This window comes from Pseudomonas sp. SA233, from assembly GCF_054792385.1.
Genome location: NZ_CP096449.1, coordinates 2,951,444 through 2,964,946 on the forward strand (window position 1 = coordinate 2,951,444; position 13,503 = coordinate 2,964,946).

At 65.9% G+C, this 13,503-nt stretch carries 10 protein-coding genes; 6 read left to right on the forward strand and 4 right to left on the reverse strand.

Translation table 11 applies throughout. The features are described 5' to 3' along the window. Window positions 1-43 precede the first annotated feature (43 nt). The 3 genes from M1D87_RS13825 (at window position 44) to M1D87_RS13835 (ending at window position 4,595) form a co-directional block, all read left to right on the forward strand. Window positions 44-1,027, forward strand: coding sequence for an SCO family protein (locus M1D87_RS13825; protein WP_232881247.1), 984 nt, complete (start codon window positions 44-46; stop codon window positions 1,025-1,027). A gap of 81 nt (window positions 1,028-1,108) precedes the next feature. After that, complete coding sequence (locus tag M1D87_RS13830; protein WP_123084103.1) at window positions 1,109-3,430, forward strand: putative bifunctional diguanylate cyclase/phosphodiesterase; 2,322 nt, start codon at window positions 1,109-1,111, stop codon at window positions 3,428-3,430. Window positions 3,431-3,644: 214 nt separating this feature from the next. Beyond that, on the forward strand, window positions 3,645-4,595 hold the full coding sequence (locus tag M1D87_RS13835) for a site-specific integrase (protein WP_054573275.1): 951 nt from the start codon (window positions 3,645-3,647) through the stop codon (window positions 4,593-4,595). Here the strand turns inward: M1D87_RS13835 and M1D87_RS13840 are convergent. The 3 genes from M1D87_RS13840 to M1D87_RS13850 form a co-directional block, all read right to left on the reverse strand. Then, the gene (locus M1D87_RS13840) at window positions 4,585-5,502 is read right to left on the reverse strand and encodes an SMP-30/gluconolactonase/LRE family protein (RefSeq protein ID WP_232109093.1); all 918 of its coding nucleotides are present in this window, start codon (window positions 5,500-5,502) and stop codon (window positions 4,585-4,587) included. The genes M1D87_RS13835 and M1D87_RS13840 overlap by 11 nt on opposite strands. Before the next feature lie 165 nt (window positions 5,503-5,667). After that, on the reverse strand, window positions 5,668-6,807 hold the full coding sequence (locus M1D87_RS13845) for a glycerate kinase (RefSeq protein WP_123084102.1): 1,140 nt from the start codon (window positions 6,805-6,807) through the stop codon (window positions 5,668-5,670). A 120-nt stretch (window positions 6,808-6,927) separates the two neighbouring features. Further along, a complete protein-coding gene (locus tag M1D87_RS13850) occupies window positions 6,928-8,025 on the reverse strand; it encodes a sugar diacid recognition domain-containing protein (protein ID WP_054573272.1) in 1,098 nt (365 codons plus the stop codon). A 163-nt stretch (window positions 8,026-8,188) separates the two neighbouring features. Here M1D87_RS13850 and M1D87_RS13855 point away from each other — a divergent pair, with 163 nt between their 5' ends. The 3 genes from M1D87_RS13855 to M1D87_RS13865 all read left to right on the forward strand — a co-directional run bounded on the left by M1D87_RS13855 (window position 8,189) and on the right by M1D87_RS13865 (window position 12,317). Next, a complete protein-coding gene (locus tag M1D87_RS13855; protein ID WP_123084101.1) occupies window positions 8,189-9,517 on the forward strand; it encodes an MFS transporter in 1,329 nt (442 codons plus the stop codon). Between the two features lie 197 nt (window positions 9,518-9,714). Continuing rightward, entirely contained in the window at window positions 9,715-11,235 is a 1,521-nt protein-coding gene (locus tag M1D87_RS13860) for an FAD-dependent oxidoreductase (RefSeq protein ID WP_123084100.1), read from the forward strand. A gap of 71 nt (window positions 11,236-11,306) precedes the next feature. Next, window positions 11,307-12,317, forward strand: a complete 1,011-nt coding sequence (locus M1D87_RS13865; protein WP_123084099.1) for an aldo/keto reductase — start codon at window positions 11,307-11,309, stop codon at window positions 12,315-12,317. A 115-nt stretch (window positions 12,318-12,432) separates the two neighbouring features. Here M1D87_RS13865 and M1D87_RS13870 read toward each other — a convergent pair whose 3' ends face one another. Then, entirely contained in the window at window positions 12,433-13,413 is a 981-nt protein-coding gene (locus M1D87_RS13870) for an LLM class flavin-dependent oxidoreductase (RefSeq protein WP_123084098.1), read from the reverse strand. Window positions 13,414-13,503: the final 90 nt, after the last annotated feature.

A 13,503-nucleotide genomic window follows, 5' to 3' on the forward strand; every position in this document is an offset into this window, starting at 1 on the left:
GCTGCATGGCAGCCCCGCTACCGTTATCGACGAGGACCGCATCATGTCCGGCTCATGGCGTTTCCTGCTGGTGCTCTCGCTGTTCGCCGCCAGTATCCCGTTCTGGCCGTTGCAACCACAGCAACCCGTGGCCGAGGAAGCTGCAACTCCCTGGGGCGCAAACTATTTCCCCAACATCCCGCTGCTCACCCAGGACGGTGAAAAGGTGCATTTCTTCGACGACCTGATCAAGGACAAGGTGGTCGCCATCAATTTCATCTTCACCGGCTGCTCCGACTCCTGCCCGGTGGAAACCGCGCGCCTGCGCCAGGTGCAGAAAATCCTCGGTGACCGGGTCGGCAAGGACATCTTCCTCTACTCCATCAGCATCGACCCCTACAACGACACCCCCGCCACCCTCAAGCGCTACGCCGAAAAGTTTGGTATCGGCCCCGGCTGGACGCTGCTCACCGGCGAGCCGGCCGATATCGAACAATTGCGCCGCAGCCTGGGCCTGTACATCGATGGCCTGGAAAACGGCCGCTCCAAGGACCACAACCTGAGCCTGATCATCGGCAACCAGGCCACCGGCCGCTGGATGAAGGCCTCGCCTTTCGAAAACCCGTACATTCTCGCCGACCGCCTGGGCAACAGCCTGCACAACTGGAAACAGGCCAGTGCCATGGCCAATGACTACGCCCAGGCTCCCGAGGTGCGCGCACCCAGCAGTGGCGAGCAACTCTTCCGTACCCGCTGCTCGTCCTGCCACACCCTGGGCAATGCCGAGCCCGGACAACCCGGCATCGGCCCCGACCTGCTCGGCGTGACCCGCCAGCGTGATGCCAACTGGCTGACCCGCTGGCTGAAGGAGCCCGACCAGATGCTGGCCCAGAAAGACCCCCTGGCCATGCTGCTGTACGAACAATACAACCGCGTGGCCATGCCCAACATGCGCCTGGGCGATACCGAAGTCAGCGCGCTGATGAGTTACATGGAGGAAGAAACTGCGCGCCAGCAGACGCCGCTGGCCGATAAGGGAAATCCTTAAAGGCAATTGGCCACCAGTCATTAGGCTGTCATCTTTCTGTCGTATTTTTCGACCATCACCCAGGGTCGGGAACTATCAGCAGTGATTCGCCGTTCGCTTTCATCCGCCAGCCTTCTGCGGCTGCTGATCCTGATGCTCTGTGCAGCCACCCTGGCCTTTGTCTGGGGGCTGCATGTTTCGCAGAAGGTTGCCGCCCGCCAGGATGCGCTGTCGGCCAAGGCCGCCGAGCACCTGAACCTGGCCAGTATCGTTGGCGAAAGCCTGCGCCAGTTGGTGGATCGCGCCCAGGCCGTGGGCCGGGTCGCCCAGGACGACATGAAGATGCTGAGCCAGGGCAGCGTCAGCCTGGCGCGCATGCTTGCCGAAGACCCGGTATTCAAGCGCATGAGCCTGTACGACAGGCAAGGCCGGCTGTTGTCGGCCAGCCATGCCGACGAGGCCGCCGAGCTGCCCGAAGACTGGCTGCGCCAGCTGCAGCGGCACGTTGCCCGCTACGGTTTCAAACCGTTCCTGCCCAGCGTGCAGCCCCCCGGGCAAGCGACCACCGTGCCCAACTGGCACCTGCCCTTCCTGCTGCCGCTGACCAACCTGCCCGGCCGCGAAATCGACAATATCCTGGTGGTGCAGCTGGACATCGGCTACCTGGCGGTGCTGCTGCAGCACATCGACCTGGGCGGCAGCGGGCTGGTGCGCCTGCTGCAGGATGACGGCCTGGAGCGGGTGCGCATCGATAGCAGCGGCGTGGTGGCCGGTGACGCACTGCTGCCCGGGCTGCCGGACAGCGGCAGTGAAGCAGGCATGCTGACCCAGTACGCGGGCGGCGCCCCCTACCAGAGCCTGTACCGGCGCCTGCCGGAGCGGGGTTTCAGCGTGGTGGTCAGCCAGCGCCAGGACGAAATCCTCGCGCCCTCGACGCTGGCCTATTCCCGGCAGTTCTGGTTGAACCTGAGCATGACCCTGATGATCCTCGCCAGCCTGCTGTGGACCTTGCGCCTGTTGCGCAAGCGCCAGGAGGCCTTCAGCGCGCTGGAACAGGCGCAGCAGGTCAACCAGCAGTTGATCGACCGCCTCGAGGACGAACACCGGCGCAGCAGCCATGCGGCGGCCACCGACCACCTCAGCGGCCTGCACAACCGCCGCCAGTTCGTCGAGGTGGCCGGCCAGGTGCTGACCCGGCAACGCGGCAAGCGCCGGCTGATGGCGATCCTGTTCATCGACATGGACCGCTTCAAGTCGATCAACGACTCGCTCGGGCACAAGATCGGCGACCTGCTGCTGCAGGCCGTTGCCGGGCGTATCCAGCGCCTGCTGGAGCCCGGCGACGAGGCTTCGCGCTTTGGTGGCGACGAGTTCGTGGTGCTGCTGGCCGGTGAGCGCAGCGAGGAGCAGATCAATGCCTGGGTCCGCGTACTGGTGCAGAAGCTGTCGGCCACCTACGCGCTGGACGGCCAGGAGGTCAACACCAGCCCCAGCGTAGGCGTGAGTATCTGCCCGCGCGACGGCCAGGACATCGACAGCCTGATCCGCAGTGCCGATGCCGCGATGTACTCGGCCAAGCAGGCCGGGCGCGCGCAGTACCGTTTCTTCGACCCATCGCTGAACCTGGCCGACATCCACGCCTTCACCCTCGAACAGGCCTTCGGCAGCGCCCTGGCCGAGCGCCAGTTCGTGCTGCACTACCAGCCACAGATCCGCCTCGACACCCAGCAGGTGCTGGGCTACGAAGCGCTGGTGCGTTGGGACCACCCCGAGTTCGGCCTGCTGTACCCTGACCGGTTCATTGACCTGGCCGAACGCAGCGGCTTCATTGTCGAGCTGGGCTGGGAGGTGTTGCGCCTGGCCTGCGAAGCCCTGTCGGGTTGGGACGCCCAAGGCCGGAAGACGCGGCTGGCGGTCAATGTATCTGCGCTGCAGCTACGCCAGGCAGACTTCGCTGCACGGCTACTGAGCGAACTGCAGCAGTACGCCATCGCCCCGCAGCGGCTGGAGCTGGAAATCACCGAAACCACCATCCTCGACCCCGAAGGCACGGCGGTGGCGCACCTGCACACTCTTCGCGACGCCGGCCTGGGCATCAGCCTGGACGATTTCGGCCGCGGCTACGCCGGTTTTGCCCACCTGCATTCGCTGCCGCTGAGCAAGCTGAAGATCGACCGCTCGCTGATTGCGCCGCTGTCCAACAGCCACGACGACAGCCCGATCGTGTCGTCCACCATCATCCTTGCCAAACGCCTGGGCCTGGAAGTGGTGGCCGAAGGCGTGGAAACCCGCGAACAAGTGGTGTGCCTGAAGCTTGCCGGCTGCGATATCGCCCAGGGCTACCACTTCAGCCGGCCGCTGTCACCGGCGCAGCTGCGCGACTACCCGCTCTTCAACGGTGTCGAGGACAAGGCCTGCGTGTAACGCAAGCCAGATTGGGGCTGCTTCGCAGCCCATCGCGACACAAGGCCGCTCCCACAGGTATTGCGCTGGACCTGCAGGCAGCGCAACCCTGTGGGAGCGGCCTTGTGTCGCGAAAGGGGCGCTAAGCGCCCCCGACAATCCCGCCAGCATCGCAGCCAGGACAGGCAATCCATTTCGGTTTATCGTGTGCCCATCATCCACTCGCCCCCGCACCATGACCGACATCGAGCGCTACCTCCGCGCCGCCACCCGTGACAACACCCGGCGCAGCTACCAGGCCGCCATCGAGCATTTCGAAACCCACTGGGGCGGTTTTCTCCCGGCCACGGCCGAGAGCATCGCCCGCTACCTGGCCGACCACGCCGACCAGCATGCCGTCAGTACCCTGCGCCAGCGCCTGGCGGCGCTCAGCCAATGGCACGTCGCCCAAGGTTTCCCCGACCCGACCAAGGCGCCGCTGGTGCGCCAGGTGCTGCGCGGCATCCGCACCTTGCACCCGACACCGCCCCGGCAGGCGGCGCCGCTGTTGCTGCAGCACCTGCAAAGCGCAGTGGAATGTTTCGAAGAAGAAGCCCGCCATGCCCGGGAACAGCATGACCTGGCCACCCTGCGCCGGGCGCGTCGCGACGCTGCGCTGCTGTTGCTGGGCTTCTGGCGCGGTTTTCGGGGTGATGAACTGGCACGCCTGCGCGTGGAGCACATCCAGGCCGAGGCCGGCGTCGGCATCACCCTGTTCCTGCCGCGCAGCAAGGGCGACCGCGAAGCCCTGGGCGTACAGCATCGCACCCCGGCCCTCAAGGCCTTGTGCCCGGTCACGGCCTACCTGCAATGGCTGGAAGTCGCCGGCATCGCCCATGGGCCGGTGTTCCGCAAGCTCGACCGCTGGGGCAACCTCGGCGACACCGCGCTCAACAGCAACAGCCTGGTCGGCCTGCTGCGGCGCATGCTGGAGCGCGCCGGGGTACCGGCGGCGCTGTATACCGGGCACTCGCTGCGCCGAGGTTTTGCCACCTGGGCCACGGCCAACGGTTGGGAGCTGAAGGCGCTGATGAGCTATGTGGGCTGGAAAGACGCGAAGTCGGCGTTGCGCTACATCGACGCGGCGCAGCGCTTTGGCGAACTGGCCGTGCTACCGGCCAGCCAGGCGCAAAAGCTTATTCCTTGAAGGTGTGACGGGCGATGCCGCCAATTTCCGGGTTGATGGCATACAGGTCGCCAGCGTCGGGGTAATGCTGCAAGTCTTCGGCACTCATGCCCAAGCGCGCGGTGCTGATGAACAAGGTATTCATCCCCTCCCCACCGAAGCAGCAACTGGTAGGGCACGGCACTGGCATCAGTACCTGGTCGGTGAGGTGACCATGGCGGTCATAGCGTAACAGGCAACTGCCATGGTACTGGCACACCCACAGGCCGCCGTCACGGTCCAGCGCAAGGCCGTCCGGCCGCCCCAGTTCGGCAGGGGTTTCGGCAAACAGAGTGACCGCGCCAAGCCGGCCTTCGGCCAGGTAACTGGCGCGGTAGATCGAGCGCGCCGCCGAGTCCACGAAGTACACCGTGTGGCCGTCCTGCGACCAGGCCAGGCCGGTGGGCAACGCCATGTCGTCGTGGATCACCTGATCGTTCAACTGCCCGTCAAAGCGGAACAGTGCCCCGGTGTTGCCGCTCAGGGCATCGTCCATCAGCCCAGTCACGAATCGGCCCTGCGGGTCGCAGGCGCCGTCGTTGAAACGGTAGGTCGACCGCGGGTGAACCGACACCGAATGCCGGCGCACCTTGCGCAGCGACACATCGAAGATGGCCACGCTGGCGTCTTCGGTGAAAATCAGGTTGCCCTGGTCGGTCAGCGCCAGCGCACCAATGCGTGCCGCGGATTCGTACAGGCACTCGGCCTGGCCATCAGGCGTCAGGCGGTTGATCCGCCCGCCAGAGATATCGACGAAGTACAACGCGCCGCTGCCTTCATCCCAGACCAGGCTTTCGCCCAGGTCGGCGCGGGTGCTGGCGACGTTGACTGGCACGTAGCGGCAGGCCTTGAGGCGGTTGCGCAACTCGCCCACCTCCGCCAGCGTCATGGAACAGGCCAGTCCCAGGCCCTGTGCGGCATCGGTAAACACCGCAACGTTATCGTGGAAAGGCTCTGTGACGGGCATTTGCTGGCTACCTTCGATTCTCCTTTCTACGATAACAACAAAAAAATCAATGACCAAGCGCGGGGGGCGGCAGACTGCAGCGGTCGATCAAGTTCGCGTTGCGCAGCGCCACAGCCGCCCGATATCACAAGCCCGCGCCCGCAGCAGCTCAGCAGCATTGGCACAAGCCTGCTCCAGGCTCATCGGCCCGCTGGCCAAGGCAAAGGCAGCATCGACGCCATGGGCATACAGTTGCTGGTAGCCTTCACCCAAGGTGCCGGCCAGCACCACCACCGGCACCCCATGGCGCTTGGCAACCCGAGCCACCCCCATCGGCGTCTTGCCACGCAAGGTCTGGGCGTCGAAGCGCCCTTCGCCGGTCACTACCAGGTCTGCACCTTGCACCAAGGCATCCAGGCCGGCCAGTTCGGCCACCACTTCCACCCCAGGGCGGAACTGAGCCCCCATGAAGGCCCGGGCTGCGAACCCCATGCCACCAGCAGCGCCACAGCCTGGGTAGTCCCGCACATCCTCACCCAGCAGTTGCGCACAATGGTCGGCAAAATGCCCCAGGGCCTGGTCCAGCGCCTGCACCTGCTGTGGGTTGGCGCCCTTCTGCGGGCCGAAGATCGCCGAGGCGCCATTGGCGCCACACAGCGGGTTGTCGACATCTGCCGCGACTTCGAACTGCACCTCGGCCAGGCGCGGGTCAAGGTCGCTGGCATCGATGCGGGCCAGCTTGGCCAAGGCCAGGCCGCCCTCTTCCAGCGCTTGCCCGTCGGCGTCCAGCAGGCGCAGGCCCAGCGCCCGCAACATGCCGCTGCCCGCGTCGTTGGTGGCGCTGCCGCCAATGGCCAGCACTACCCGTTGCGCGCCGGCGGCCAGGGCGGCGGCAATCAGCTCGCCGGTACCCCAGGTGCTGCTGCGGCAGGCATCGCGCAGGCCAGTGGGCACCAGTTGCAGGCCACTGGCCTGGGCCATTTCGATGATCGCCGTGCGGCTTTGCGGCAGCCAGCCCCAGCCCGCCTCCACGCTTTGCCCCAGCGGCCCGCGCACTGTCTGACGACGCAGCTCGCCGTGGCTGGCGGCAAGAATCGCATCCATGGTGCCTTCGCCACCGTCGGCCATCGGGCACTCGACCAACTCGGCCTCCGGCCAGGCCTCGCCCAGGCCCGCCGCGATGGCGCGAGCGACACCGGCGGCGTCGAGGCTGTCCTTGAACGAGTCGGGGGCAATGACGATCTTCATGGGGTTTCTCCTGTCCTGATGAGCGGCATGCTGACAGGTGGCTGCAAAGGTGGCCTCGGTCAAATGCACAAAACGCCGGGCGGGTTGTTTGGGCAGATGCCTTTCACCTGCACTGGCCCTTCAGTCGGCAGGCAGCAGCTGCAACCCCAGGTACAAGCTAAGCATCCCTTCCATGCGCAGCGGGTCGACCTCGCCCAGCTCGGCAATCCGCTCCAGGCGGTAGCGCAGGCTGTTGCGGTGGATGCCCAGGGCATCGGCACAGGCCTGGCTCTGGCCGTCATGGGCACACCAGGCGCGCAGGGTGGTGAGCAACTGCCCGCTGCTGTCCTTGCTGCGAATACGTTGCAACGGTTCCAGCAATTCATCCAGCGCATCATCGTTGCGGTGCCGCCACAGCAATGCCGGCAACCGGTAGCGCTGCAGGCTGAGCAAGCGCTCGCCGGGCAGTACCTCGCGCCCATAGGCCAACAGGTCGCGCACCCGGCGATAACCCCGGCGCAGTTGCTCCAGGCTTTGCGCGACACTGCCCAGGGCCAGCCGCTCCACGTCCCAGCCATGGCGCTGCAGGCGTTCCAGCAGGCGAGTTTCGTCCAGCGCCACACCTGCCGGGCGACACCACAACAACGACTGGCGGGCCGGGCTTACGCACCAACTGTCCGGGTAGCGGCTCATCAACCATGCCGCCAGGGTTTCGGCGGCTGGCCCCGAGGCCAGCTCGAAAAGGCACGGTACCCGCGGCAGCTGGGGCTTGAGGCCCAGTTGCCGGGCCTCGTCGAGCAACCGGGGAGAATCGCCGCTGCCGCCCAGCAACAGGGCCAGCAAATCGTCACAGCGCTGGCGTCGCCATTGCTGGTCGGCCTGCAAATGGCGCTGGGCCAGCAGCATCTCGGCGGTCATGCGCACCAGCTCGCCATAGGTGCGCACTTGCTGCGGGTCACCGGTCAAGCCGAGTACGCCCATCAATCGGCCATCCAGCATCAGCGGCAGGTTCACCCCGGGCTGCACGCCCTTCAGGCACTTGGCAGCGTCCGTATCCAGCTCGACGATGCGGCCGTTGGCCAGCACCAGTTGCGCACCCTCGTGGCGGGTGTTGATACGCTCAGGTTCGCCACTGCCGAGGATCAAACCCTGGCTGTCCATGACATTGACGTTGCACGGCAGAATGGCCATCGCGCGGTCAACGATATCCTGCGCCAGGTCATGGTCGAGTTCGAACATTGAGCGGTCCTTTGGGTGTCAGGGATTTGGGCTCGGGCACAGCAGCCCGGTGCAAGTGCTGTGCAAAAGCACAAAGACAGGCACGCCGCAGTCCCCGAGACTCGTCAGGGCGAGCGCCGGAACAGGCGACGCGGCGACAACCATAACAACAGAGAACCCGATCATGGCATACAGCCCCGCCCCTGACCAAGGCACGGACACCACCCGCAACGCGCTGTACCGGCGCATCACCCTGCGGCTGATTCCGTTCATTTTCATCTGCTACCTGTTCAACTACCTGGACCGCGTCAACGTCGGCTTTGCCAAGCTGCAGATGCTCGACGCCCTGAAGTTCAGCGAAACGGTGTACGGCCTTGGCGCCGGCATCTTCTTCATCGGCTATGTGCTCTGCGGCCTGCCGAGCAACCTGGCGCTCAACCGCTTCGGCCCGCGGCGCTGGATCGCGCTGATGATGATCGCCTGGGGCAGCCTCTCCACCTGCCTGCTGTTCGTCACCACGCCCACCGAGTTCTACGCCTTGCGCCTGTTGACCGGCGCCGCCGAAGCCGGCTTCTTCCCGGGCGTGGTGCTGTACCTTTCGCGCTGGTTCCCGGCGGCCCGCCGCGGCCGCATCATGGCCCTGTTCATGTCGGCGATCCCGGTTTCGGGCCTGCTCGGCGGGCCGTTCTCCGGCTGGATCCTCCAACACTTCGCCGCCGGCCAGCACGGCCTGGCCGGCTGGCAATGGATGTTCCTGATCCAGGGCCTGCCGACCGTTGCCCTGGGTGTACTGGCGGTGTTCCTGCTCAGCGACGGCTACCAGAAAGCCGCCTGGCTGAGCCCGGCCGAACGTCAGCTGATCGCCGCCGACCTGGACGCCGATGCCGCCAGCAAGCCGAGCACCACCGGCGACGGCGTGCTCGCCGTGCTGACCAACCCGCTGATCTGGACCTTCGGCTTTGTCTACTTCTGCATCCAGAGCGGTGTGTATGCGATCAACTTCTGGCTGCCGTCGATCATCAAGAACATGGGCTTCGACAACCCGCTGCTGATCGGCTGGCTCAGCGCCATCCCGTACCTGCTGGCCGGCGTGTTCATGATCCTCTGCGGGCGTTCTGCCGACCTGCGCAATGAGCGCCGCTGGCATCTTGTGGTGCCGATGCTGATGGGCGCCATCGGCCTGCTGATCGCGGTGAACTTCGCCGGCAACCCGACCATTGCCATCCTCGGCCTGTCGATCGCCACCATGGGCGCGCTCACCGGCCTGCCGATGTTCTGGCCGATGCCCACCGCACTGCTCAGCGCCGGCGCGGCTGTCGCGGGCCTTGCGATCATCAACTCGGTGGGCCAGATGGCCGGTTTCCTCAGCCCGTACCTGGTCGGTTTCATCAAGGACCAGACCGGCTCGACCGATGCTGCGCTGTATTCGCTGGCGGCGTTGATCGTGTTTGGTAGCCTGGTGGCCTTGCGAGTTACCCGGGCTGGTGCGCTGAGTACTGCAAGGGCCAGTTGAGGCATTCGCGGGTAAACCCGCTCCCACAGGATCACCACCAACTTGAAGATTGTGGGATCCATGTGGGAGCGGGTTCACCCGCGAAGAGGCCCGCCCAGGCCACACACAATCCACACCCTCCACCGATCGTCAGCTCAACGCATCCCCTCCCCAGCCCAGGCGTCAAATGGTTCCAAAGGTCCCTTTGGAGAACCCCCATGACCCAGCACGCCGTGGCCCGACTGGCTCAACTCGACGAACACCGCCCCCTGCGCGTCCAGGCCGGCAGCGAGGAGATCATCCTCATCCGCCAGGGCGACCAGGTGCACGCCTACCAGGGCAACTGCCCCCACGAAGGCGCGCCACTCAATGAAGGCGTGGTGTGCGGCGGCCTGCTGGTGTGCCCCTGGCACAAGGCCGCGTTCGCCGTGGACGAGGGCGCGGTCTGCGAGCCGCCGGCCCTGGCCGACCTGCGCCGCTACAAAACCTGGGTCAAGGGCGACGAGGTCTGGGTCGACGACCAACCCCTGCCCAGAACCGAGCCGCCCCGCCACAGCGACGCCCGCTGTTTCGTGGTGGTCGGCGCTGGTGCCGCGGGCAGTGCCGCAGTCGCCACCCTGCTGGACCATGGCTTTGCCGGCCGCCTGGTCTGGGTCGATCAGGAGCGCCAGCCAGCCTACGATCGTACTTCCCTCAGCAAATTCGTGATCGCCGGGCAGATGCCGCCCGATGAGGTGCCGGCCCTGCTCGACGCAGACGCCCTGCGCAAGGGCCAGCTGGAGCGCAAGCATGGCAAGGTGCGCACCCTGAACACGCAGAAGCGCCAGATCACCCTGGCCGACGGCCAGCAGATCGACTATGACGCCTGCCTGCTGGCCACCGGCGGGAAGGCGCTGCGGCCCGACATCCCGGGCGTCGACCTGCCCGGGGTATTTACCCTGCGCTCACGGGAAGATGCGGCGCAACTGCTGGACGCTGCCGAGCCCGGCCAGCCGGCAGTGATCGTCGGCGACGGTTTCATCGGCCTTGAGGCCGCCTCGGCCTTGCGCAAGTACGGTGTGCAGGTGCACCTGGTCACCCGCCATGAGGTCCCCCTTGCCCGGCAACTGGGCGAGCGCATCGGCCGTAGCATCCGCGAGTTGCACGAACGCAAGGGGGTCACCTTCCACGGCCCCACCGAGGTCGAGCGGATCGAGGGCCAGGGCAAGGTCGAGGCCGTGCTGCTGGCCAACGGTGAGCGGCTACAGACGCCATTGGTGCTGCTGGGCACCGGGGTAAGACCTGCGACCGCGTTCATTCAGGGCGTACTGCTGACCGAGGACAAGTCAGTGCAAGTGGACGCCGAAATGCGCGCTGCAGATGGCCTGTGGGCCGCGGGGGATATCGCCACCTTCCCCCTCAGCGGGCGCCCGGTGCGTATCGAACACTGGCGGCTGGCCCAGCAACATGGGGTGATCGCCGCCGCCAACATGCTCGGCGAGCAGCGCCGCTACGCCGACGTACCGTTCTTCTGGACCTACCAGCACGGCCGCACCTACGAAGTGCTGGGCCACGCGCGGGACTGGAACCGCATCGAGTTCGTCGGCGAGCCGGAAAAAGGCGACTTCATTGCCTTGCAATGCGTGGATGAGCGGGTCGAGGCAGTTGTCGCCAAGGGCTATTCCGATGCCATGGCGACGCTGTCGCAACGCCTGAAGCGCCCGTTGACCTTGCAGGAGGCCTTGGCGCTGATCGGCTGAAGCTGCCTTTCATTGCGCCCCGGTTGTGTGTAAAACGGGTAGATCAGCCGACTGCACAAGGACCCAAGCGCATGATCTACCGCCCCCTCGGCCACAGTGGCCTGCAGGTTTCCGCCCTTACCCTGGGCAGCATGATGTTCGGCGAGCAGACCAGCACCGAGGACGCCCTGCGCATCATCGACAAGGCCTGGGACCAGGGCATCAACTTCATCGACACTGCAGACGTGTACAACGCCGGACGCGCGGAGGAAATCGTCGGCGAAGCGGTGGCCCGCCATCGCCATGACTGGATCGTGGCCAGCAAGGTCGGCTTTGGCCCGGCCGATGGCCTTCCCAACCGCAGCGGCCTGTCGCGCAAGCACATCTTCAATGCCCTCGATGCCACGCTGACGCGCATGGACATGGACTACCTGGATATCTACTACCTGCACCGCGAAGACCACAAGGTACCGCTGGAGGAAACCGTGCAGGCCATCGGCGACCTGCTGCGCCAAGGCAAGATCCGCTACTGGGGCGTGTCCAACTTCCGCGGCTGGCGCATCGCCGAGGCCTGCCACATTGCCGAGCGCCTGGGCGTGCCCAGGCCGGTGGTGAGCCAGCCGCTGTACAACATCGTCAATCGCCAGGCCGAACCGGAGCAGCTTACCGCTGCGGCCGCCCATGGCCTGGGCGTGGTGCCATTCAGCCCGCTCGCGCGGGGCGTGCTCAGCGGCAAATATGCGCCGGGGGCGGTGCCGGATGCCGGTAGCCGTGCCGGGCGCCAGGACAAGCGCATCATGGAGGTGGAATGGCGCCAGGAGTCGCTGGCCATTGCCCGGCAGATCCAGGCCTATGTGGAAGCCAAGGGCGTGGTTATCGTCGAGTTCGCGATTGCCTGGGTGCTGAACAATCGGCTGGTCAGTTCGGCGATAGTCGGGCCGCGGACCGAAGAACAGTGGGATACCTATGGCGGGGCGCTGGCGGTGAAGATTACCGCGGAGGATGAAGCGTTCATTGATTCGCTGGTCACGCCGGGGCATGCCTCGACGCCGGGGTTCAATGATGTGGCGCATTATGTGAGTGGGCGGTTGGCCCGTAGCTGATCGTTCTCCTGTTCTGGCCTCTTCGCGGGTAAACCCGCTCCTACAGGATTGCCCATGACTCCAGGGCCTGTGCAACCGCTGTGGGAGCGGGTTCACCGCGAAGAGGCCGGTACCTTTAACCCAGCTGCGCCAGGGCCTGCGCGGCATAGGCATGCGAACGCTGCCGCGCCAGCGGGTCGTGGATGCGGCAGTCGATCATCAGTTCATCTGCACCGGTCTGCTCGATCAGCGTGCGCAACCCTTCCCTTACCCGGTCCGGCCCGCCGGCCACGGTGCAGGCCATCACCTGCTCAAGTACCTCGCGTTCATGGTCCGGCAGGCTCTCGACATAGCCCTCCTGCGGCTTGGGCAACAGGCCGACGCGCCCGACGTGCAAGTCCAGCATCCACTTGCGATGGGAGCTGGCCAGGTAATCCGCCTCGGCATCGCTGTCGGCGGCGAACAGGTTCATGCCCACCATCACATACGGCTTGGCCAGTTGTGCCGAAGGCTGGAAGTTGGCCCGGTAATGGGCAATGGCCTGCAGCAGGTAGCGCGGGGCAAAGTGCGAGGCGAAGGCATAGGGCAGGCCCAGTTTCGCTGCCAGGTCGGCACCGAACAGGCTGGAGCCGAGAATCCACATCGGTATGTCATGCTTGCCAGGCACGCCGCGTACCCGCCGTTTGCCATTGTCAGCCAGGTAGTCGCGCAGTTCGGCGATGTCCTGGCTGAAGTCGCGCTCTGGCGCAGCACCACGCAAGGCGCGCACGGTAGGCCCGGAGCTGCCCGGCGCACGGCCAAGGCCCAGGTCGATGCGGCCAGGGTGCAGGGTGTCGAGCGTACCGAACTGCTCGGCCACCACCAGCGGCGCGTGGTTAGGCAGCATGATGCCACCGGCGCCGACGCGGATATGCCGGGTGGCGTTGGCGATTTCGTTGATGACCAGTGACGTGGCGGCCGAGCCGATGCCCGGCATGTCGTGGTGCTCGGCGATCCAGTAGCGGCTGTAGTGCTGTTGCTCGACATGGCGCGCCAGTTGGCGGGACTCTTCGATCGCGTCGGCGAAGGTCTTGCCTTCGCCGATCATGACCAGGTCCAGTACGGACAGTGCAGTCATGGGGTCTCCACAGGGATTATCAGTGACTGCCAGTTTCCCTGCTGCGCAGCCAGTGATAAACCCGGCTTCAGGCCCGGCATAGGGGCCTGC